Raw genomic sequence first — 21,309 nt, 5'->3', positions numbered from 1 at the left:
TAATCGCAGAGTCACTTCGGCGGCGTTGGCCACGAACCTCGCTTAAGTATTTTCCAGTAGAGCCATCCGATCAAAACCAGCGCGCCGGCCCCAAAGAGCGTCGGCAACAGCAAGAAAGACCAGCTTGGCTGAGCCACGAAGATGATGACCGGATTGCTGCCGGCCGGCGGATGGACGGTGCGCGTAATCATCATCAGCATCGTTGCACATGCAGCGGCGGCGGCCATTGGCAGACATCCCGGGCCGAATAGATGAAGAAACAGCAAACCGACCAGTGATGTCAGAACGTGACCTCCGACGATGTTGCGCGGTTGTGAAAACGGGCTGACCGGAAATCCGAATAGCAGCACGCAGGTTGCCCCAAACGAGCCGAGGATCCACGGTTGCGAGGTTTTCTGTGCCAGCATGCCGACGAGAGCCAGGGCCGCGAACGCGCCCAAGCCGGCGAGCATGATGCTGCCGGTCCGGACGCGCCGCGTCGAGGCCCCGTTGACGCCCGAGGTAGCGGCGGACGGAGATGCCATATGCAGGGTCAGCTCGTCTTGAAGCGCGCGGCTTCTTCCGAGCCCTTCGTTGCGTTGCCCGCGCTATACGAGTGCGCGCCGACACCGGCAAGTTTGCCGCCTTGCACGATCAGGTATTCATTGCGGATTGGCCTGCCTTCGAAGAAGCACTCGAGGATTTCGCGGGTGCCGGCAGCATAGCGAGCCTGCGCCGACAGGCTGGTACCGGAGATGTGGGGCGTCATGCCATGGTGTGGCATGCTGCGCCACGGATGGTCGGCCGGCGCAGGCTGAGGGAACCACACGTCGCCGCCATAGCCAGCCAACTGACCACTTTTCAGCGCTGCGGCGATTGCATCGCGGTCGCACAGTTTGCCACGTGCCGTATTGATCAGATAAGCGCCACGCTTGAAATTTGCAAGCGTCTGCGTGTTGATCATGTGCTCCGTCTCGGGATGCAGCGGACAGTTCAGTGTCACGACGTCGCACACTTTGGTCAGGCTCTCCAGACTGGTGTGATGGGTAAGGTTGAGCTCCTTCTCGACCGACTCCGGCAGGCGATGACGATCCAGGTAGTGCAGCTTCACGTCGAAAGGCCTGAGCAGTCGCAATACGCGCAGACCGATACGGCCGGCAGCGACGGTGCCGACGTTCATCCCTTCGAGGTCGTAAGAACGCTCAACGCAATCGGCAATGTTCCAGCCGCTTTTAATGACCCAGTCGTACGACGGGAGATAGTTGCGCACCAAGGCAAGCGTCGTCATCACGACGTGTTCGGCCACGCTATTGCTGTTGCAATAGGTGACTTCGGCCACCGTGATGCCCCGATCCATCGCCGCCTGCAGATCGGTGTGATCCGAACCGATCCCGGCGGTGACGATCATTTTGAGCTTGGGTGCCTTCGCGATGCGTTCGGCGGTCATATAGGCCGGCCAGAACGGTTGCGAAATGACGATTTCAGCGTCGTGCAGTTCCCGGTCGAGCACGCTGTCGGCACCGACTTTACTCGAAGTCACGACCAACTGGTGATCGTTCGATTCGAGATAATTGCGCAGCCCCGAGTGCGTGTGTCCCGACGGGATCTACGCAAATCATTTCGCACGGCATTGTCGTCTCTCCGATGCACATACAACCGGAGCAGGACGTGGACACTGGAGCGTTCTATCGTTATATTCGAACGGATATACCCGGAGGGAATAGATGGAAGCAGCGGCGAAGCAGGCGGTCGGAAGCAAATACGTGCTCGAGTCGATGAAATATGCCCAGGGCAAAACCTGGGAAGTGGTGGACCGACTGGCGCAGCGGGTCCAGCCCGGCATGCTCGAGTCGGAGGTGACCGCTTTATGCAAGGACGTGCTGAACGAAATGGGCATGGATCGGATCTGGCATCCCGTACTGGTGCGCTTCGGCGAGAACACGCTGAAGACCTTCAAGGAGCGATCGGAGGGCGACCCGCGGCTCAAGCAGAACGATATTTTCTTCGTCGACCTTGGGGTAGTGTGGGATCAGCACGAGGGCGATGCTGGCGCGACCTTCGTGGTCGGCAACGATGCGGAGATGAAAGCCTGCGCGGATGCCGCGAAGACTGTGTTCGACGAAGTGGAGCAGCACTGGCGGTCGACCCGCGCCGGCGGCAAAGCGCTCTATGACTTCGCAGCGCAGCGTGCGAAGGCGCTCGGTTGGCGTCTGAATCTGGACATCAAAGGGCACCGCGTCAGCGATTTCCCGCACGCCATCTACAAAGCGGGCAATCTGGGCGATTTTGCGGAGTGTCCCGACGCCGGCCTCTGGATCCTTGAGATTCAGCTCGCGCACCCGACCCGGCCGTTCGGTTCGTTCTACGAGGACCTGCTGGTCTGATGACGCACTTGCGCTTGCTCCATTGCGTTATATTTCACTGTATACAATGAAGCTATGCAATCAATGAAGGCGTGAAAAATCTGAATTGTAGTAATGCGATTACCTGGAATGCGGCCGGTTGCGACGACGGTTGACTGACCTTTGTCCCCTCGGAACCGGCCGTTCAGCGCAGATTAGGTGTGCCGCCACCCCTTCGCCGCCGCCCTTGCCAGATTTGAGCGCACGACGAGCCGGTGAAACGGTGCGATCAGAAACAAGTAAAGATGGCCAAAGGAATTGTGACAGCGCACGACCGTAGTTGCGACGACTTCGTGTTTCCCGTCCACCGCCGCGCCGCGCAGTAGCACCGATGTCCTGAAGTCGAGATGGCGGTCATCCTCGCCGATCACCAATTCGTGGCCTTCGCGAGAGATGATGGGGAAAAAATCGATGTGTGGTGCGGACCTGGCGCGCAGCTCACTGCGTAGTCGCGCCGATGTCTTGACGCCAAATGGTGTCACCAAGGCATCGCGGCATGCCAGCAGCGCGCGAAACCACGGCGAAGGATCACCGAGAAAGGCGCGCGCCAGCAAATCAATGTCGAGCGGTGCGCCCGCGGACAGAGTGATTGCAAATGCGTCCGCGAGATGCGCGCCGTTAAAGAGGCCGGCGAGTTCGCTTTCCCGGGGGAGTGGGACGGCTCGTACTGCGCAGCTTGTCATGGCCGATTGCTCCGTTGTGTAGACGGATACCGCATGCGGGGGCTTTTCCGTAAGCAGCCTCAAGATACCGCAACCAAAGCAACCTTGGCATCGGAGAAGACGGAGACCTCATGAACCGCCGCCTATCTGGCCAAGGCTCATACGATTTTCAACCTATACGACACTCGAGGCCGCTAGAGCCGCAAGGCTACCCGCACCAATGCGAGCGCCTGCGGCCGAGCGGCGGTCATTGGTCGCAGGATGCGTTCGCCCGCGCTCCGCGCCGCGGGGCCGCGCGCGACGGCCATCAGCTCTATCCGGCGTTCCCGTACATCCATTTCACGCGAATGTCCGATCACAACATCGCCGGCCACGCGCGATCTCGCGACGGTGCCGGTCGATGTTGTCGTCGATAACCTATCGGTTATGCGCGGCACTGAAAGAGTGATTTGCGGCGACCCTGCGCACTCGGCTACTCTCCCACTTCACACCGGCCGACGCTTCTCTCGTTGCGTACCGTTTCATTTACTTTATGAGGGTTCACATGATGATCAAGACGTTCGCTCGCCAGCTCGGGGCAAGCACTGGGTTACTGATTGCTCTTATGGCGACACCGCCGGTTTGGGCTCAAGGAGGATCAATCAATGATGCTGCCGTAGTGACAACAGAGGCGCGAAACCGAGCTCTAATACTGCGGTTTTACTATGAATTCTTCAATCAACATAACATCAATTACGCTGACGAGGTCGTGCGAGAGGACTACATTCAACATAATCCGAATTTAGCGACGGGCCGAGAAGCCCTTAAAAAATTTTTCCAAACATACTTTTCTCAGTCGCCGCAATCCGTTTCGGAAATCGACCATTTGGCCGCTGAAGGAGACCTTGTTTGGGTGCATACTCACCAGATCCCGGCTCCAGGTCAGCTTGGCCAAGCAACAATGGACATTTACCGTATTCGAGATGGGAAGATTGCTGAACATTGGGATGTAGTCGAGCCCGTCCCCTCTACGTCAGCTAATGGCAACACGATGTTTTAGATGATCCTTGCTTCACACTTCGTTGCAGTGCTCGAGTTTCGTGCGCGCCGGGGTACAGCGCGGGCAGCGGCGATTGACAGTGACCGAGTCAGCGTGGCCCCGCGTCGATCTTCACGCGAAAGAGTGCGTATGGCTTCACGCGACCGTCGTGGCCTTCGTGGAACAGCGGTAGCCGGTCGATCTGGTTCGCGGTGAAGTACAAATAGCCGGGTGCGATCGACATCGAATCGGGCCACAGCATCCGCGCGTCGTGTGCGATCGTGGTCCAGCGGCCGTTGTCGAGCCTTCTGATTGCGTTGTGTTCATAATCGGTCGCATAGATACGCCCGCGATCGTCGGTCTCAAGTCCGTCCGACGCGCCTTTGTCACCGAGATCGACGACGGCTGCTGCAACCTTCTCGTCGGACACTGACCTGTCGCTCAATAGGTTAGTCGGTACTGCATATAGATTCCGGCTCGTCAGCGGCCCATAATACAAAGTCGTGCCATCGGCGGACAATGTGATTCCGTCGGATGCAACGCGGAACGGCACGGGAGGCTTGCCGGACGCGCGAATCATCAGTTGCTCGCCCTCTACGATCGGTACGAACGACGGATCGGGTTGCACCGACGGATGACCAGACAGTCTCCGCCATGCGTCGCCGCTCGCGAGATCGATGACGATGATGCTGCCCGGCTCGCTGCCCGCCGCCGAATCCGTGATGTACGCAAATCCGCTCTTGCCTGCTCGGAAGTCGAAGCGCACGTCGTTCAGATATGTCGTCGGCAGAACGGCGTCGGAAGGCAGCACGTAGGTCCGCGCGACCTGATTGGTCTTCAGGTCGATCGCGACGAGCTTCGCTCCACCCGGAACCGGCGCCGCGGAACTCGGCGTGGTCGGATCGAGGACTGCGGGATCGAGTACCCATAGCCTGCCGCGTCCATCCGCAACAACGCTCTGCACGCTGATGAAATGGGCTGCCGGCACATCCGTCGTCGCGCGATTCATTTGCGCGTCCGGGTACGGAACAACCTTGTCACCGACAATTTCGCCGACTGTATAGGGCACGTTCTTGTCGCCCCAACGCGGAAAGTTGACGAAGATTCGGTGCGTGTGCGGGTCGATCGCGACACCGGTTGGCATCGCACCGGTAAATGAGAACACCTGTTCGAGGTGGCCGATGCTGCGATCGACAGCCTGACGATCAGCCGCGTGTCGGGATGCAGACGCAGCTGACGCGTCGTTCTTCGCTGGCTGCGCAACGGCCGCGCCAAACAGCGGCGCGACCAGCGCGGCCGCGAGCACGATGCGCCGCGTGAGGTGCGGCGCGTGGATCGAGTCAAATATCATGAGGATCGATTCTCCTTGTTTCCTGGTACGCCTCGCGGCGGCAGCATGCGCGCGGACTCTCTTCACGTCGAAGTTCTACAGGTGGCCGCCCTGGGCAGCGCGTATCTAGCCTGCAGCGCCAATGTTCCCGCTCACCCTTTTCAGAAAGAACGTCCCGACAAAGGTCAGGGCCGCGCACGCGATCATGAAGTAAGCCGGGGCTGCGGACGAGCCAGTCTTGCCAATGAGCCACGTCCCGATCAACGGGGCGGTGCCGCTGAAAATCGTAAAGCTTAGGTTGAACGTAATCGCGATGCCGCTAAAGCGTACGCGCGTGGGAAACATGTCGGCGATGATGCACGCGAACGTGCCGTTGATGAGCGCAGCGCCGAGACCACCCAGCAGCATCAGCACGATCAGGTCCATGCCGTGCGCGACGAGGGTCGCGTAGAACGGCATTGAGAGCACGACGAGAACCAGCGCGCCTGCACGCATCAGATATCGCCGCGGCATACTGTCGCCGATATAGCCGACGATAAGTATGCCCAGCGAGGCCGTCGCGAGCGCGACGTTCTGCGCGACCGCGACCGTGTGCGGATCGTAGCGCAACACCTTGTCGAGATACGCGGGCATGTGCGCGAACAGCAAGCCGTTATAGCCCGCGGTCGCCGCCGTCGTGGCAATGCCGAGCACCACGGCACGCCAATGTTCGCGCCAGAGTTCTGCGAACGGATGCTTCGACGCGAGGTGCTTCATTTCGGCAAATTCAGGCGTCTCTTCGAGCTTGCGACGCAGCCAGAAACCAAGCAGGCCGACCAGTCCGCCGAACACGAACGCGATGCGCCACCCGTATATGGGCACTTGCGAGGGCGCGAGCGCCGAATGCACGAATAGGTTCATGCTCGCCGCGAGCAGCACGCCGGAGTTGACGCAGAAGAACACGATGCCGCAGACGTAGCCCGCGCGGCGCGGCACCGTTTCGACGACATAGGTGATCGAGCCCGGCAGTTCGCCGCCGAGGCAGAAGCCCTGAATCAGGCGCAAGCCGATCATCGTGAACGTGGCCGCGAGACCCCAGCTCGAATAGGTGGGCACGAGACCCATGCCGATAGTAGAAAGTGAAACGACGATCACAGAGACGATGAAAACGCGCCGCCTACCGTAGCGGTCGCCGAACCAGCTCAGCACCGCGCCGCCCACAGGCCGCGAGAGGTAGCCAATCGCAAACACAGCGAAGGACATCACGAGCGACATCATCGGGTCGAGCATCGAAAAGAACGCCGCGCCGATGAATTGAGCGAACACGCCGTAGACAACGAAATCGTAGAACTCGAGCGCGCCACCGAGGCTCGCGAGAATAATCAGCCGCATTTGACTCACGGTGAGGCGCTCTTTGGCCGCGCCGAGTACGGGGCTCGATTCGAGAGTGGGCATGGTTGTCTTCATGTTAAACGTTGATCTCCTACGTCACGTTCACCGGTCAGGCCGGTTTAACGCTCGCGTAGTCCTATTCGTACGGCCAATCTTCAAGGAGTCTTAATTAAAAAGTAACCACCAAGCTTTAAATTGCGAACTTCTCACTCGGGACACGAGCTGCGAGCTCTACCGTCACGATCTGCGAAATGTCCGCGTCGGCAAGGCCTTCTTCGACGGCGCGCGCAAGCCATCGGCGCACGAGCGATATGACAGGCAACGCGATGTCGTGTTCGCGCGCGAAAGCTTCGACGGCGTCCAGATCCTTCAGCATGGTGCGGATCGTGCCGCTCGGTTGCGCGGGCGCCTCGACCATGCGCGGCTGGAGCGTCTGCAGCAGAACGGAGTCCGCCCAGCCGCCCGCCAGCGCCGAAGGCATGCGCCTGGTGTCGATACCCGTGCGTTGCGCGAGCCGCGTGGCCTCCGCGATCGCGGCAATGGTCGTCACCACGACGATCTGGTTCGCAAGCTTGGTCGCTTGGCCCGCGCCGCTCTCGCCCATACGCGTCACGCGTGCGGCGTAGGCGTACATCGGTGCGGTTGCTGCTGCGATGCTGCATGCGTCGCCGCCTGCCATCACCGCGAGCGTGCCGGCGGTCGCGCCGGCGGTGCCGCCGGAAACCGGCGCGTCGATCCATGCGCCGCCGGTCTCTTCGTGCCAGCGTTGCGCAAGCGTTCTCGTCTGCGCGGGAGCCATGGTCGAATGATCGACGACGCTGACACCACGCTTCGCACCGCGCGCCAGCCCTTGCGGGCCGAACGCCACCGCTTCGACCGCCGCGTGATCGGCGAGGCAAAGCATCAGGATGTCGCTTCGCATGGCCACGTCGGCGGGCGTTTCGCCGATGGTGGACGTTCCCTGCGCCGTCGCGCTCAACCTCAGCGCTTTTTCCACCGAGCGGTTCCAGAGCGCGACGCGATATCCTGTTTCGACGAGCCGCTTCGCCATTGGCAGCCCCATCTTGCCGAGTCCGCAGAAGCCGACGTGCGGTGTTTCATTTGCCGTCGTGATCGCGTTCATTCGGTGTCTCCGTGCGTCGGCGCGTCGTACGGCCAGTCGAGGTTGCCCGAGTGCGTCACCGCGCCGAGATGCGCCGGCCGCACCAGCGCCGCGTATTTCTCGAGCACACCCGCAAGCAGCTTCGGCTCGCGGGGCGGCGTCTGCGCGCGGCGCTGCGCGAGCTCATCGTCGGAAAGCTGGACGTGGAGGACGCCCTCGCGCGCATCGATGCGAATGCGGTCGCCATCGCGCAGAAGCGCGATCGGCCCCCCTTCGGCTGCCTCGGGGCCGACGTAGCCGACGCACATGCCGCGCGTTGCGCCGGAGAAGCGTCCGTCGGTAAGTAGTGCGACTTTTTCGCCCATGCCCTGACCATAGATCGCTGCCGTCACGCTGAGCATTTCGCGCATGCCGGGGCCGCCGCGCGGCCCTTCGTAGCGGATCACGAGTACGTCGCCTTCGCGATAGTTGCGCGCCGCGACAACCGCCATGCAGTCCTCCTCGCATTCGAAGATGCGCGCGGTGCCCGCGAACGTCAGCGATTTGAGGCCCGCGATCTTCAGACATGCGCCGTCCGGCGCGAGATTGCCGCGCAGGATCACAAGGCCACCGTTTCGTGAGAGCGGGGCGTCGCAGGTGCGCACCACTTCGCCGTCGGGGCCGCCGAAGTGCGCGAGCGCCTCGGCGAGTTTCGTGCCTTCGAGCGTGAGCGCGTCGCCGTGCAGATAACCGCCTGCTAGCAGCGCGTTGAGCACGGCGGGCACGCCGCCCGCGTGATGCAGGTCTTGCGCCAGATAACGTCCACCCGGCTGCAGGTCGCCGATCAGCGGAATGCGCGCAAACACGCGCTCGATATCGTCGAGCGTGAAGCGGATGCCCGCTTCATGGGCGATTGCCGGAATATGCAGACACGCGTTGGTGGAGCCGCCTGTCGCCGCGACGGCCGCGCACGCGTTTTCGAGGCTCTTCACAGTGACGAGATCGCGCGGCAGCGGGCCGCCGGAACGCAAGGCGTACATCACGGTTTCGCCGGCGCGCCGCGCGATGGCGATGCGCTCGCTGTAGACGGCCGGCACCATCGCCGAACCGAGCGGCGCGAGGCCGAGCGTTTCGGCGACCATTGCCATTGTGTTCGCGGTGAACTGGCCGGGGCACGAGCCGGCCGTCGGTGTGCAGCGCTTTTCGATGGCATCGAGTTCGCTGCGTGTGATCTCGCCGCGCTGCGCCGCGCCCACAGCCTCGATCGCGTTGAGGACGGTCGCCTGGCGCTGCAGGTTGTGGCCCGTGCCGCCCGGAATCGTGCCAGGTGCAGCACCCGGCAGCATCGCGCCGCCGAACAGGAACACGCCCGGCACGTTCACGCGCACCATGCCCATCAGCACACCGGGCAGCGTCTTGTCGCAGCCGGCGACCCCAACGATCGCGTCATAGCCGTGTGCGCGCACGAAGAGCTCGACGCTGTCCGCGATCACTTCGCGCGAGACAAGGCTCATCCGCATGCCGGCGTGATTCATCGAAGTGCCGTCGGAAACCGAGATCGCCGTGCCGCGAATCGGCACGCCGCCGCCGGCGGCGACACCGAGCCGCACGTTGTCGGAGATCTGGTTGAGCGACATCGAGCACGGTGTGTTCTCGCCGAACGTATCAACAATGGCGACGAAGGGCCTTTGCATCGACGTGTCGTCGAGTCCGGTCGCGCGAAGGAAGGCGCGATGCGGCGTGCGCGTAACGCCGACAGTCACCATGCGGGAGCGGTGCTTGTGGAGATCGGTCATGTTCGTATCGTGGTGTGTGATGTTTCGTTGTCTGCTCGGCGCAATGCGGCCGAGCGGTTCGCCGCCTGCGGCAAGATCAGGCGGCCGTGAGCAATAAGCCGTTTTCCGCCGCGATGACCTGGCCAGTGATGGCAGGCGCCCGATCGGTCAGGAAGAACGCAAGGTCTGCGATCTCGACGGGTTGCGAGACACGCTTGAGCGGCGAGTTCCCGGTCATGCGCGCCAGCACGTCGCGATACTGCGAGGTGTCGAGCGAGCGCAGCAGCAGGCCGTCGTCGACCATGCCGGGCGCGATCGCATTCACTCGCACGTGCGGGGCGAGTGAACGGGCGAGCGAGAGCGTCATCGTATTGACCGCGCCTTTCGAGGCCGCGTATGCAAGCGACGAACCGGTGCCGTTCAGCGCTGCCAGCGACGACACATTGACGACGCTCGCGCTACGCGCCGCGCTCGCCGACTCGCGCAGCAAGGGCGCTGCCGCCCGCGTCATCTGGAACAGTCCGATCGTGTTCACACGATAGACGCGCTCGAACTCGGCGGCGTCGATTTCGTCGAGCGCGTGATGCGGAATCACGCATGTCGTGCCCGCGCAGTTAATCAGCGCGTCGATGCGGCGCCAGCGCGTCGCGACCGCGCCGGCTGCGCGGCGGCAGGCTGAGTCGTCGCGGACATCGGCGTCGAAGATCAGCGTGTCCACGCCGAGCGCGCGGCACTCGGCTTCGACGTCGAGCGCTCCGGACCGCGTAGCGTCGTCGAAGTTGCCGATCGCGACATGCCAGCCCGCGCGCGCGAAGCGCACTGCCGTGGCGGCACCTATGCCGCTCGCCGCACCCGTGATCACGCAGACTGGCGTTGAAGGATACGTCATGGTGAAAGTCCTCGAACGATGCCGTAAGTCAGCTGCGGTCTGCCGGTACCTGTTGTGGCACGCGCAGTGCGAGCGCGGCGCCGGTCAGCAGCGCAATGGCGATGGCGAGCATGCCCGGCAGCAGCGTCCTGCCGCCCAGATCGGAAAGCCAGCCGACGATGAACGGGCTCACGAAGCCTGCGAGATTTCCCGTGCAATTGATGAGCGCGATGGCCGCGGCGGCGCCCGCGCCGCCCATCAGTGCGGTCGGGATGCCCCAGAACACCGGCGCGATCGAATTGATCCCGATGGCGGCGACGATCAGCGCGGCGACGGCCGCCGCCGGCGTGGACGCGAACAGCACAGAAGCGAGCAACCCGCACGCGCCGACTACGCAGCACGCCGCAACGGTGCGGCGGCGCTCGCCGCGGCGATCGGCATAACGCGCGATCACCACCATCGCCACGACGCTGAATAGCGAAGGCACCGCCGAGAGCCAGCCGATGTTGCTCACGCTCGCGACGCCGCTCGCCTTGATGATCGTCGGCACCCAGAACGCGAGGCCGTAGTTGCCCATCGCGATGCAGAAATACAGCAAGCCGAGCAGCCAGACGCGCGGATTCGCGAACGCACCGCGCACCGACTGCTCGACGCGCGTGTGCGCCTCGCGCGCCAGATCGGAAACAAGGAGCGTTTTTTCGGCAGCGCTGAGCCAGCGCACGGAATCGATACGGTCGTGCAGCATGAAGAACGCGGCGAAGCCCACGAGCAGCGAGGCGAGTCCTTCGATGAGGAATAGCCACTTCCAGCCCGGGAGACCGTACGCGCCGCCCATATGCGCCATCACCCAGCCCGAGAGCGGTCCGCCGACGGCACCCGAAACGGGAATCGCCGCCATAAAGAGCGCCATGATCTGCGAGCGCCGCGCGGACGGAATCCAGTTCGACAGATACAGCACGACGCCTGGAAAGAAGCCTGCCTCGGCGATACCCAGCAGCAAGCGCAGCAAATAGAACGACGCGGGGCCGCTCGCGAACACCATGAGGCTCGAGACGATCGACCACGTGATCACGATGCGCGAGATCCAGAGCCGAGCGCCGACGCGGTTCAAGATCAGGTTGCTAGGCACCTCGAAGAGGAAATAGCCGACGAAGAAAATGCCCGCGCCGATCCCATAGACCGTCTCGCTGAGGTTCAGGTCGGTGAGCATCTGCAACTTCGCGAAGCTGACGTTGACGCGATCGATATAGGCGACGACGAACGCCAGAAACAGAATCGGCACGATGTGGCGGGTCAGCTTGCTGTACAGCGCGAGGCGCGCCGGGGCGACATGGACGTGCGCCCTAAGGTCCACGTCGGCCGGTTCGTCCGACGCTACGTCCCGCCCGAATGAATTGGCACTCATGTCGTCTCCAATGTGTCGCTGTCTCCGCTGTCTGCCGACGAGCGGCGTGCAGCGCGACCGATGTCTTTTATGAGAGGCCTTGTTATGCTTTGCCCAAGCAAAAAATCGGCGGCCCAGATGAAACGCAAGCGTAGTCGAGTGCGCCGGGTTGTCGCAAATCACTCTTTCGGTGTTGCGCATAACCGGAGGGTTATAGAATATTCGGGAAACCTCTCATCTCTTATGCAAAACGACGTCTCCATTGACCGCTTCTTCCGCAGTGGACTGAAGCTCCCGCATCTGCGCATCCTCGTCGCGCTGGCCGACCTCGGGCAGGTGACGCGCGTGGCAGCGGCCTTCCACGTCACGCAGCCTGCCGTTTCGAAACAGATCGCGGAAATCGAGCAGGCGATGGGCGTAAACGTCGTGAATCGCGTTGGCAACGCGCTGGAGTTCACGAGCATCGGCGAGGTGATCGTCGCGTGCGGGCGCGAGATATTGCGCCATCTCGAACTCGCGCGCCGCGACGTGAACGCGCTTGCAGTGGGCGCGGGCGGACATGTTCGCCTTGGCGCCGTCGTGACGATCCCCGAACTGTTGACCACCAATGCCGTGCAGCTTTTTCTGCGCCGCGCGCCGACGGCTTCGCTGTCGTTCGTCGAAGGCACGCTTGACCGGCTCATCAAGGCGCTCGATGAGGGTGAGCTCGATATCGCCATCGGACGCAACCGCATCGCGACCGCGCAGACGCTATTGCGCCAGGAGACGTTGCACAGCGAACCGTTCGTGTTCGTGGCGAGCGCGCAGCATCCGCTGTGGCAGCTCGACAAGCCCACTGAATGGGCGGACCTGCGCAACTGCCGCTGGATCACGCCGCTGCACGGTTCGCCCGCCTATGCGACTCTAATCGAAACACTCGCGTCCCACGGCATCGTGCCGGGTGCGAGCAACATCGAATCCAGCTCGTTGTCGCTCAACGTCACGCTGCTGACGCACGGCGAATTCGTCGGGATCCTGCCGATTTCAACGGCGCGTCAGCACGCTATGCGGGGCCATATGCGCATTCTGCCGCTGGCGCCGCTCGAACCATTGAGCGAAGTCGTCGTGTACTGGCGCGCCGACGCGTTGCAAGAAGCAGGGCAATTGTTCATCGACTGCCTCACGGAAGCCGCAAACGAAATTCGCACGGAATAAGTGGCAGGCGTGGCTTCTTCGTGGCCGCCGGCGCTATAGTTCTTATCTGCTAACAATGGCCGTCAGCGCATTCTGGAGAATTGATGCAAATCGATGTGCACGTCGTAAATGCCTTTGTGGATGGAGCAGCCGGTGGGAACCCGGCTGGCGTAGTGACGGACGCGAACACATTGACCTCGGCGCAGAAGCTGGCGGTCGCCCGGCAGGTTGGACTCTCCGAGACGGCCTTCGTCTCCGGATCGGAACAGGCCACGATCAAACTGGAGTTCTTTACGACCGCCAGGCAGATTGAGCTTGCCCCCGTCGCCGAGCATTATTGAAGTCCGCCTGGAAGTTGAAGACACCGAAATCGCTCGCCTTATGGCCGGAGGTACGGCGAAGGTCGGATCCTCGGTGAAGGTGGATATATAACTTTTGTGCACCGGGAGGACGACGGCCTGCCCCGTTTTGAAGCAGTGTAGTGCTGGGGGCCGCCGTTGAAATCGGTTAGGTAAACTATCTCACCGATATGACTCTCTGGTCCGTGTCCGACGGAAAGAGCACGCAGATCTTTCGCTTAATCCAGGTCTGTGTGACACGAACCCGTTGGCATCGCAGTTGTAAAAGCAAATCGCTGCCATTCCCAAGTTTAACTACAGTGTAGCCTTCGACTTTGAACGGCCGTTTTCGGCAAATCTGAAGGGCCGTTCAGGGTCGACATATGCCGATCGCATGAGGCAGTGCCCGGCCATCAAGGAACAATCACTCGCTGCGCGAATGGCCGGTCCCTCGGCCATTTCGGACGGTGGCAGCCTACATCAGTGGCAGCCCGGCAGCCACTGATATTGCACTGAAGCACCAGCCCCCGACAGACTCCGGCAGTTCAGCGGAACAGATCATCGTGCTGTGCCCGCACTTTTCATAGGGATGCCGCTCGGGTGCGGATTTGCGTCGCTCGTGTCTTCGGGCAGCAAGTTACCGTCAGTAAGACTTTCGTCGGCCTGCGCGGTGGCCGGGTAACGCTCCGGATAGAAATGACGCTCGGCAACCTGCGCATCGAACGTATGCGACCATTTTGCAATCACGACCGTAGCAAGGCTGTTACCGATCGTGTTGCAGGTGGCGATCGCCATTGACATGAAGCGGTACACACCGAAGATCACCGCAACCCCTTCAACAGGCAGGATGCCGGTCGACGTGACCGTCGCGGCAAACACCACAAACGATCCACCCGACACCGTGGCCGCGCCCTTTGAGGTCAACAGCATCAGCAGGAGCAGGCCCACCTGATGCTGCAGCGTAAGTGGCACGCCATACGCGTGAGCAATGAACAGCACCCCCATCGACATGAACAGGGACGTCCCGTCAAGGTTGAACGCGTAGCCCGTCGGCAACACGAGCCCGACCGTCTGCTTCGCGCAGCCAAGCCGCTCGAGTTTGATCAGAAGACGCGGCAGCGCGCTCTCGGACGACGCCGTACCGAGCACGATGAAGATCTCATCCTTGATATAGCGCAGGAAGCGCCACAGACTAAAACCCGCCAGCTTCGCGATGATTCCCATGACCACGACGATGAACAGGATCACGACCGCGTAGAAACTGAACACGAGCTGGGCAAGCGCAAACAGCACAGCAGTACCGTTGCTGCCCACCGCGTAAGCGACGGCGCCGAAGGTGCCGAGCGGCGCCAGCTTCATCACCAGATTGATGAATGAGAACAGGACTTCGGAAACAAGATCGAGTCCCTCGTTGATCCTGACGCGGCGGCGTTCAGGAATCGCGAGTATCCCGATACCGACCATCACAGCCAGCACCACCACCTGCAGCAGTTCACCCTTCACGAAGGCGCCGATGAAGTTGTCGGGCACGATGTGCATGACAAACGCGACGAAGCCTTGTGACTCCATCTTTGCAACCACCGGCGGTGCCGCTCCGACGGCGACGGCCGTCATGCCTTTTCCGGTTTGCAGCAGGTTGCCCGCCAGCAGGCCGACCATCAAGGCAATGGTCGACACCACTTCGAAATAGACAATCGAGCGCCATCCTACGCGGCCCGCGCTCTTGACGTCACCGGCCGACGCGATGCCATGCACGATGGTGAGAAACACCAGCGGCGCAACACCGGCTTTAATAAGCGACAGGAAGATGTCGCCCAGTATCTTAAGCTGTCCACCCACCTTCGGGAAAATCAGACCGAAGGCAATCCCGAGAATCAGCCCGACCAGAACCTGCATGCCCAGCTTGCGGTACCACGGCAGCCTTCTGGGCGGCGGGACGTCCGGCGTTTCGTTTGATGCGATATCGTTGTTCATGATGTGTACTCCTCCACGCCTTTCACTCAGATGCCGCTCGACAATTCGACGGCGCGATCGACCATTTGCGGCGCGAGGCCGAGATAGTTGGCTGGATCGGTCATTCGATCGATCGCCGCGCGGTCGAAGTGCGTGGTGACTTCTGGCAGCGCCGCAAGCGCGTCGGCGAGCGTGCCGCCTTTCTCGTTCACGGTCCGGCAGGCGTCGTAGACAACGTCGTGCGCCTGCTGGCGGCCGGTAAAAGGTGCCATTCCCATCATGACCGCCTCCGCGACGATCAACCCCCTGGTGATGCCCAGGTTGTGTTTCATGCGCTCGGTGTCGACGATCAATCCCCCGAGCGCGAACTTCGCCTGATGCAGCGCGCCAGCCGAAAGGATGAAGCTCTCCGGAATCGCGATCCATTCCGCGTGCCATGGGCCCGTGGCGCGCTCGAAATCCTGGATCATCGCGTCGACCATTAGACCCGCCTGCTGACGCACCGCTTTCGCCGCAGCAAGCATCAGTTCGCTGGAAATCGGATTGCGCTTCTGCGGCATGGTGCTGCTCGCTCCGCGCCCCTTGACGAACGGCTCGTATACTTCAGCAAACTCCGTCGACGCCATGATCATGATGTCGAGCGCGATCTTGCCAAGTGAGCCAGTCACGAGCGCGAGCAGGTTGACCGCTTCGGCGAAACCATCGCGCGCCACGTGCCACGTGGTTGTGGGTACACCGAGCTTCAGTTCGTCGGCGAGCGCCTTCTGAACCTCGAAACCCTTATCGCCGAGCGAGGCCAACGTGCCCGCGGCCCCCGCGAATTCGACTACGGCCACCCTGGGGCGCAGCTCTGCGAGGCGTTGCTGATGCCGGTCGAACATCGCCAGCCAGATCGCGACCTTGTAGCCAAACGTGACGGGCAGCGCCTGCTGCAAGTGTGTGCGGCCCGCCATCGGCGTATCGCGGTGTTTCTTTGCAAGGTCGACCAGAATCGTGCGCAGTTCGCGTATGTCGCTGTCGATCACATCGAGCGCATCGCGCACCTGCAGCGAGACCGCCGTATCCATGATGTCTTGTGTCGTCGCGCCCCAATGGACGTAGCGGCCCGCTTCGCCGCACATGCCGACGAGCTGGTGAACGAGCGGCAGAATCGGATAGCCGACGATGTCTGTCTCCTCGCGCATGTGATCGAAATCGATCCGGTCGATCGTCGATTCACGGGCGATCACTTCCGCCGCGTCGGCCGGAATCACGCCGACGCGCGCTTCAGCCCTGGCTAGCGCCACTTCCACGTCGATGTAGCGCTGCACGAGCGCGTAGTCGGAGAACAGCGCACGCATCTTCGCCGTGCCGAAGGCGTCGCGGAACAGGATGGAATCGACCACAGTGCTGGCCATAGGGATAGTGCGGCTCGTCATGACGACCTCTTGAAGTGCAGAAAACCGGATTAAAAAGGTCCGGACTGATTCGCGAAATCAACGATATGTCCGGACATAATGAAAATTAATATGTTCGGACATGTTGAGCAAGCTATGATTTACCCTAGCGCTGATAAATTGACTGCTCGCCACCCAAAAAATGAACAGACCGCACTTCGCCGACATCGCTCGCGACTTGACTGAGGGCATTGCATCCGGCCGCTTTCCGGTCGGCTCGTATCTGCCTACCGAACTTGAACTGCGTGACAACTATCAGACGAGCCGGCATACGGTTCGCGCCGCGCTGCATGAATTGCAGCAGTTGGGGCTCGTGTCGCGGCGCAAGAATGCGGGAACGCGCGTCGAATCGGCGCAGCCGAAGAACGAGTTTCGGCCGTCGCTCGCATCGGTGGACGATCTCGTGCAATTCGGCTCCGAGCACTTGCGCCTAGTGCAATCAACCGAGGAGATCTCCGCAAGCGGCAAGCTCGCAAGGACGCTGAAATGTGCAGAAGGTGCGCGATGGCTGCGCGTTTCGAGCCTGCGCATCGACGGCGACAAAGAGAGTCCGCCGGTCGGCTGGACCGACGTGTATATCGATCCGGCTTATACGGAAGTCGCAGAGGCTGCGCGAGCTCAACCGGATACGCTGATCAGTTCGTTAATCGAAGCGCGCTATGGTCGCTGCATCGCGGAGATCCAGCAGGACGTGCACGCGGCGCTGATTTCGCAGGAGATGGCGGAAAGGCTGAAAGTCGAGAAGGGGACTGCAGCACTTGAGATTGTGCGGCGCTATCTCGACTCTACGGGGGAAACCTTTGAGGTGTCGATCAGCGTCCATCCGGCTGAACGCTTCTCGGTTTCGATGCGACTGAAGCGCTCCGACGCTTAGGCGTCGCAGGCGTTGTAGGGGCGGTGTAGGTGGGCCAATCGACCGCATTTTGCGGCCAATTGGCTGCTCCGTTCCAAACCCGACCCACAGCAACGCTTAAGGCAATCGACGCTCAGTGTCCGCTATGAATGTCATTACTGACGACGGAAATGTCTCCATGAAGGGCAGGTGCGGGTCGGCTGCTGCCGATCGCAGACTTGCGCGTCCCACATTGCGTATGCCCTTCGCATGAGGCAGTACGCGGCCAGAGCCAGTCGCTCGCTTATACGTTCGGTTGCTCACTCCAATGGCTCATACGGTTCCGTCAGCAGCCGTTAGCTCTTGCCGTCAAATGCAGGGGATCAGAAGCGTTCAAGCGCGTCACCGGTCGTGCACCCAAATGGGCGCGCCAGAATGCAACAACGACTGAAGTCACGTCGACCTGACCGAGCACTATGTGTGATGCGAGAAGCAAATCGGATCGCATCTTCCAGGCAAGAGTGACTCTGACGATGCTCTTGTTGTGTGCAACTAGCTCATTTGAAGGCGCGAATCTTCTCTCGACCGAGTCCGGTCATGACAGTCTCTTTGTCTGTCGTGGTTGAAACGTCAATCACCTGCCTCTCTTTTCTTGCGCAGCACGCGCAATTCCGGCTCATGCTTTTCGGCCCATTGCCAAACGCCGCAAAACGCAGCGCACAGGCTCGTTCCCAGTTCGGTCAACGAATACTCGACGCGCGGTGGAACCTCCGGATACACAGTTCGCAGCACGAGCCCGTCCGCCTCCATTTCCCGCAATGTCTTTGTCAGCATGCGCTGGCTGATCGAACCCACCAACTCGCCGACGCGCGTAAAGCGCAACACGCCGTTCTGAGCCAGTACCTCAAGCACGCACATCGTCCACTTGTCCGCCACGCGACCGAGCACGTCGAGCACGAGCGCATCCAACTCCGCAGTGGACGAGCGTCCCTGTGCAGATTTGAACACCACCCGACGACGCGGTTGTTTGTCTTTCGCCATTGCCCGATCCATTAGTTACATATGTGTTCGTACTGCACAAAGCAGTGCCTACTTCCCTGTTGAGAGTATTTGCCATACGCTAGCACAGCCTCATACAGGAGAACAGTCATGCAGACTAGCGGAAACACCATTCTGATCACCGGTGGCGGCTCAGGCATCGGGCGCGCGCTGGCGGAAGCATTTCATCGTCGCGGCAACCGGGTCATCGTTGCAGGGCGTCGCGCGTCGGCACTGGACGACGTCGCACGCGCGAATCCGGGCATCGAGACTGTCGTGCTGGACGTCACAGACCCGCAGGACATCGCCCGCGTCGCGGCGAAGATCGCTGGCGAGTATCCGACGTTGAACGCGCTCGTCAACAACGCCGGCATCATGCAGCCCGAAGACTGGCGCGCGATGGACGTCAACGCCGGCATCGCCGAGACGACGATCGCCACGAACCTGCTCGCTCCCATTCGCCTCACGGCCGCGCTGTTGCCGTTGCTGCGCAAACAGGCAAAATCGACTGTGCTGAACGTTTCGTCGGGACTGGCATTCCTGCCGCTCGCATTCACACCTACCTACAGCGCCACCAAGGCGGCCATTCATTCGTTCAGTGAGTCTTTGCGCTATCAGCTCGCCAGCACGGGCGTGGACGTCGTCGAGATCGTCCCGCCGTACGTTCAGACCGAACTGATGGGCGAGCAGCAGGCAAACGATCCCGATGCGATGCCGCTCGCGGAGTTCATCGACGAAGTTATGTCGATTCTGGATGCGCAGCCGGGCGTTCGCGAAGTGCTCGTCAAACGCGTGCTTCCGCTGCGCTTTGCGGCCGAGCAGGGCTACGACGGTTACGCAAAGCAGTTCGCGGGCCTGAACGACCATTTCGCTGCCAAGTAGAACCGCCGCGCGGCAGGTGCCTAAGCGGCGGCACTCACGTGCCTGGGCGAAGCAAACAGGTCCTGCGACCACGACGCGAACGCCGTTACCTTCGAGGAGAACAGCCGGGCGATGACAGCGTTCGAACGCAGTGAAATCTGCAAAACCCGAACACGACCACGCCAGTGGCCAGCGCCGGTACTCGAGTAACGGCAATGGCCGAAGCATCAATGTGGCCTCTCGAGCGGGCTGGCGCGTCGCTCATCGCGCGCCGGCGACGGCGTTTGTCGATGAAACGGCACGGCCAAGCGACAGGTAGCTCCGGTGCAGTAGCGATTCGATGGTTGCCCAATCGGCGTCGGTGACGCTGCCCGCTTCTTCACGGGCGTCGCGAAGCAGCATCGCTTGCGCGCGCAACTGGCCGTGTTCGAGTGTCGAACCCGCGGGCACCCTATACAGCGATGCGGCAGCTTCAGCGCACGCGCTGCCCAACGCGCCGGGCGGATAACGTTCACGCTGCCGGTGCACGATCCACCATTCCAGTTCGAGTGCGGTGGTGCGCGAGACATCGAAGTCGCGGTTCCCCGTATTGCGGATCAGGCTGAAATAGGTTTGCAGCGCCGGCAACGCTTTTTCGTAATCGCTGCGTTCCCTGCCCTCCTTGAAGGTGAATGCGGCTGATGCGCCGTAGTAAGCGCCGACGTACGACCTTAGCCACGGAAAGCGGTATTGCGTGCGCAGGGTTTGCGCCAGTTCGAGAAAGAGCGCCACGTGCTGGCGGTCATAGTAGGAGCGCCATATTTTCGTTTCGAGTGTCCCCGTCGCGATGGGATCGAAGCGGCTCAGGTCACGGTGCAACGGCCAGAAGAGATCGGCAGCGGCATAGCCGATCAGAACGACAAGCAGGACCAGGATCGTCCGTCGCCAGCGTCCGGGTCCGGCTGCAAGGATCACGCGGTGCCGCAGGCCGTGGCTGCGGGCGCGCCCGGTTGTGTTCATGTCGAATAGCGTCGATATCGAACGTGCGTTGAACCCTCTATTTCACTACGCGCCCCAGCACCTCGCCCAGCTCGGCGTCGTCAAGCACCGGGACAATGTCCAGCTCCATCAGATCGCTCCACTGATAGGCGAACTCGGTGAGTTTCTTCATATCATCTGTTTCGAGCAGATCGAATCCTGCGCCCAGATCGGCTCGCGTCCACCGGCCCACCAACCGGACGCCGTCAGGCGGGAGCCCGCCGGTTCGCTGAAAGCGCGCGATGGCTTCGGCACGCTGCTGGGTATCCGGTGCCCAGTGGAAGGTCATCATGAATTTCATGGTTGTGTCTCCTGACGGTGGCTCGTCCACCTGTTTCAATATATACGCTCGTTGGCGGCATACGGATGCAATTGGGCGTGTGCACTGCAACGCCAGTCGCCACAGGAAGCAGGTCGGGACGAACACTTACATCGGCAGGGAAACCGGCAGTCATTCTGATTGCAGGCGTCGCCTAAGAAGGTCGCCTTTCAATCATGCTGCCCCAATGGGAAACGAAAATAGCCCGCCGTCCTGCTCGTGCGGTCCCGCCGTTGCATGCCTGCGGCCCCCGTGGCAGCGGGTTGACCTCATCTCAGCTCACCACACAAGGCGACCTTCGCCCTACGTCCAACGGCCGCTTATCACAACAGTTGCGGTCGTTCGTGGAGCGCCTTTCGTTGTTTAATAAAGCCTCCGCACCACGCTCCTCGCGCTTGAAGATTTTGTAGTGTAAATACTGATTAATTGCCCCAAGGCGGGTACCGCAAATCTCGTCGAGCGGAGGCTGCAG

Annotated in this window: 19 protein-coding genes and 1 pseudogene; 6 read left to right on the top strand and 14 right to left on the bottom strand. The window is 61.6% G+C overall.

Features of this window, described 5'->3' with window-relative positions; genetic code table 11:
* Positions 1-11: 11 nt before the first annotated feature.
* Both WN982_RS22485 and WN982_RS22480 read right to left on the bottom strand, forming a co-directional pair.
* A complete protein-coding gene (locus WN982_RS22485; RefSeq protein WP_341317898.1) occupies positions 12-524 on the bottom strand; it encodes an HPP family protein in 513 nt (170 codons plus the stop codon).
* A gap of 8 nt (positions 525-532) precedes the next feature.
* Positions 533-1,561: pseudogene (locus tag WN982_RS22480) on the bottom strand (NAD-dependent formate dehydrogenase); the annotation flags it as partial.
* A gap of 142 nt (positions 1,562-1,703) precedes the next feature.
* On the opposite strand from WN982_RS22480, the gene WN982_RS22475 reads away from it, so the two are divergent.
* On the top strand, positions 1,704-2,363 hold the full coding sequence (locus WN982_RS22475; protein ID WP_341317897.1) for a M24 family metallopeptidase: 660 nt from the start codon (positions 1,704-1,706) through the stop codon (positions 2,361-2,363).
* Between the two features lie 173 nt (positions 2,364-2,536).
* On the opposite strand, the gene WN982_RS22470 is transcribed toward WN982_RS22475, so the two are convergent.
* Positions 2,537-3,127: a DUF2867 domain-containing protein gene (locus WN982_RS22470; protein ID WP_341317896.1), complete on the bottom strand. Its 591-nt coding sequence runs from the start codon at positions 3,125-3,127 to the stop codon at positions 2,537-2,539.
* Between the two features lie 460 nt (positions 3,128-3,587).
* Between WN982_RS22470 and WN982_RS22465 the strand changes: the two genes are divergently transcribed.
* On the top strand, positions 3,588-4,082 hold the full coding sequence (locus tag WN982_RS22465; RefSeq protein WP_341317895.1) for a nuclear transport factor 2 family protein: 495 nt from the start codon (positions 3,588-3,590) through the stop codon (positions 4,080-4,082).
* Between the two features lie 88 nt (positions 4,083-4,170).
* Here WN982_RS22465 and WN982_RS22460 read toward each other — a convergent pair whose 3' ends face one another.
* From WN982_RS22460 to WN982_RS22435, 6 genes are all read right to left on the bottom strand, one after another.
* Positions 4,171-5,412, bottom strand: coding sequence for an L-dopachrome tautomerase-related protein (locus WN982_RS22460; RefSeq protein WP_341317894.1), 1,242 nt, complete (start codon positions 5,410-5,412; stop codon positions 4,171-4,173).
* 105 nt (positions 5,413-5,517) lie between these two features.
* Positions 5,518-6,825: an MFS transporter gene (locus tag WN982_RS22455; RefSeq protein WP_341317893.1), complete on the bottom strand. Its 1,308-nt coding sequence runs from the start codon at positions 6,823-6,825 to the stop codon at positions 5,518-5,520.
* A 127-nt stretch (positions 6,826-6,952) separates the two neighbouring features.
* A complete protein-coding gene (locus WN982_RS22450; RefSeq protein ID WP_341317892.1) occupies positions 6,953-7,885 on the bottom strand; it encodes an NAD(P)-dependent oxidoreductase in 933 nt (310 codons plus the stop codon).
* A complete protein-coding gene (ilvD, locus tag WN982_RS22445) occupies positions 7,882-9,639 on the bottom strand; it encodes a dihydroxy-acid dehydratase (protein ID WP_341317891.1) in 1,758 nt (585 codons plus the stop codon). Before ilvD ends, WN982_RS22450 begins: the two co-directional genes overlap by 4 nt.
* A gap of 76 nt (positions 9,640-9,715) precedes the next feature.
* Positions 9,716-10,507: an SDR family oxidoreductase gene (locus tag WN982_RS22440; protein WP_341317890.1), complete on the bottom strand. Its 792-nt coding sequence runs from the start codon at positions 10,505-10,507 to the stop codon at positions 9,716-9,718.
* 28 nt (positions 10,508-10,535) lie between these two features.
* Positions 10,536-11,891 (bottom strand): MFS transporter, encoded by a 1,356-nt coding sequence (locus WN982_RS22435; RefSeq protein ID WP_341317889.1) that lies wholly within the window; start codon positions 11,889-11,891, stop codon positions 10,536-10,538.
* A gap of 222 nt (positions 11,892-12,113) precedes the next feature.
* Between WN982_RS22435 and WN982_RS22430 the strand changes: the two genes are divergently transcribed.
* Both WN982_RS22430 and WN982_RS22425 read left to right on the top strand, forming a co-directional pair.
* Positions 12,114-13,064 (top strand): LysR family transcriptional regulator, encoded by a 951-nt coding sequence (locus WN982_RS22430; RefSeq protein ID WP_341317888.1) that lies wholly within the window; start codon positions 12,114-12,116, stop codon positions 13,062-13,064.
* Between the two features lie 83 nt (positions 13,065-13,147).
* On the top strand, positions 13,148-13,384 hold the full coding sequence (locus tag WN982_RS22425) for a PhzF family phenazine biosynthesis protein (protein ID WP_341317887.1): 237 nt from the start codon (positions 13,148-13,150) through the stop codon (positions 13,382-13,384).
* Between the two features lie 555 nt (positions 13,385-13,939).
* Here the strand turns inward: WN982_RS22425 and WN982_RS22420 are convergent.
* Positions 13,940-15,355: a cation:dicarboxylase symporter family transporter gene (locus tag WN982_RS22420; RefSeq protein WP_341317886.1), complete on the bottom strand. Its 1,416-nt coding sequence runs from the start codon at positions 15,353-15,355 to the stop codon at positions 13,940-13,942.
* Between the two features lie 26 nt (positions 15,356-15,381).
* Positions 15,382-16,752 (bottom strand): 3-carboxy-cis,cis-muconate cycloisomerase, encoded by a 1,371-nt coding sequence (gene pcaB / locus WN982_RS22415; protein WP_341317885.1) that lies wholly within the window; start codon positions 16,750-16,752, stop codon positions 15,382-15,384.
* Between the two features lie 160 nt (positions 16,753-16,912).
* On the opposite strand from pcaB, the gene WN982_RS22410 reads away from it, so the two are divergent.
* Positions 16,913-17,644, top strand: coding sequence for a GntR family transcriptional regulator (locus tag WN982_RS22410; RefSeq protein ID WP_341317884.1), 732 nt, complete (start codon positions 16,913-16,915; stop codon positions 17,642-17,644).
* A gap of 588 nt (positions 17,645-18,232) precedes the next feature.
* On the opposite strand, the gene WN982_RS22405 is transcribed toward WN982_RS22410, so the two are convergent.
* Positions 18,233-18,643: a helix-turn-helix domain-containing protein gene (locus tag WN982_RS22405; RefSeq protein WP_341317883.1), complete on the bottom strand. Its 411-nt coding sequence runs from the start codon at positions 18,641-18,643 to the stop codon at positions 18,233-18,235.
* A gap of 108 nt (positions 18,644-18,751) precedes the next feature.
* On the opposite strand from WN982_RS22405, the gene WN982_RS22400 reads away from it, so the two are divergent.
* A complete protein-coding gene (locus WN982_RS22400) occupies positions 18,752-19,522 on the top strand; it encodes an SDR family oxidoreductase (protein WP_341317882.1) in 771 nt (256 codons plus the stop codon).
* A gap of 240 nt (positions 19,523-19,762) precedes the next feature.
* Here WN982_RS22400 and WN982_RS22395 read toward each other — a convergent pair whose 3' ends face one another.
* The gene (locus tag WN982_RS22395; protein ID WP_341317881.1) at positions 19,763-20,500 is read right to left on the bottom strand and encodes a hypothetical protein; all 738 of its coding nucleotides are present in this window, start codon (positions 20,498-20,500) and stop codon (positions 19,763-19,765) included.
* Positions 20,501-20,537: 37 nt separating this feature from the next.
* On the bottom strand, positions 20,538-20,819 hold the full coding sequence (locus WN982_RS22390; RefSeq protein WP_341317880.1) for a DUF3303 family protein: 282 nt from the start codon (positions 20,817-20,819) through the stop codon (positions 20,538-20,540).
* Positions 20,820-21,309: the final 490 nt, after the last annotated feature.

This window comes from Paraburkholderia sp. IMGN_8 (assembly GCF_038050405.1).
GTDB lineage: Bacteria > Pseudomonadota > Gammaproteobacteria > Burkholderiales > Burkholderiaceae > Paraburkholderia.
This window is presented reverse-complemented; position numbering and strand designations above follow the sequence as displayed.

Coding starts and splice junctions, on each gene's coding strand:
- pcaB (WP_341317885.1), bottom strand. CDS start 16,752: ATGACGAGCCGCACTATCCCTATGGCCAGCACTGTGGTCGATTCCATC.
- WN982_RS22460 (WP_341317894.1), bottom strand. CDS start 5,412: ATGATATTTGACTCGATCCACGCGCCGCACCTCACGCGGCGCATCGTG.
- WN982_RS22430 (WP_341317888.1), top strand. CDS start 12,114: ATGCAAAACGACGTCTCCATTGACCGCTTCTTCCGCAGTGGACTGAAG.
- WN982_RS22465 (WP_341317895.1), top strand. CDS start 3,588: ATGATGATCAAGACGTTCGCTCGCCAGCTCGGGGCAAGCACTGGGTTA.
- WN982_RS22450 (WP_341317892.1), bottom strand. CDS start 7,885: ATGAACGCGATCACGACGGCAAATGAAACACCGCACGTCGGCTTCTGC.
- ilvD (WP_341317891.1), bottom strand. CDS start 9,639: ATGACCGATCTCCACAAGCACCGCTCCCGCATGGTGACTGTCGGCGTT.
- WN982_RS22400 (WP_341317882.1), top strand. CDS start 18,752: ATGCAGACTAGCGGAAACACCATTCTGATCACCGGTGGCGGCTCAGGC.
- WN982_RS22410 (WP_341317884.1), top strand. CDS start 16,913: ATGAACAGACCGCACTTCGCCGACATCGCTCGCGACTTGACTGAGGGC.
- WN982_RS22475 (WP_341317897.1), top strand. CDS start 1,704: ATGGAAGCAGCGGCGAAGCAGGCGGTCGGAAGCAAATACGTGCTCGAG.
- WN982_RS22420 (WP_341317886.1), bottom strand. CDS start 15,355: ATGAACAACGATATCGCATCAAACGAAACGCCGGACGTCCCGCCGCCC.
- WN982_RS22425 (WP_341317887.1), top strand. CDS start 13,148: ATGCAAATCGATGTGCACGTCGTAAATGCCTTTGTGGATGGAGCAGCC.
- WN982_RS22435 (WP_341317889.1), bottom strand. CDS start 11,891: ATGAGTGCCAATTCATTCGGGCGGGACGTAGCGTCGGACGAACCGGCC.
- WN982_RS22485 (WP_341317898.1), bottom strand. CDS start 524: ATGGCATCTCCGTCCGCCGCTACCTCGGGCGTCAACGGGGCCTCGACG.
- WN982_RS22405 (WP_341317883.1), bottom strand. CDS start 18,643: ATGGCGAAAGACAAACAACCGCGTCGTCGGGTGGTGTTCAAATCTGCA.
- WN982_RS22455 (WP_341317893.1), bottom strand. CDS start 6,825: ATGCCCACTCTCGAATCGAGCCCCGTACTCGGCGCGGCCAAAGAGCGC.
- WN982_RS22395 (WP_341317881.1), bottom strand. CDS start 20,500: ATGAACACAACCGGGCGCGCCCGCAGCCACGGCCTGCGGCACCGCGTG.
- WN982_RS22390 (WP_341317880.1), bottom strand. CDS start 20,819: ATGAAATTCATGATGACCTTCCACTGGGCACCGGATACCCAGCAGCGT.
- WN982_RS22440 (WP_341317890.1), bottom strand. CDS start 10,507: ATGACGTATCCTTCAACGCCAGTCTGCGTGATCACGGGTGCGGCGAGC.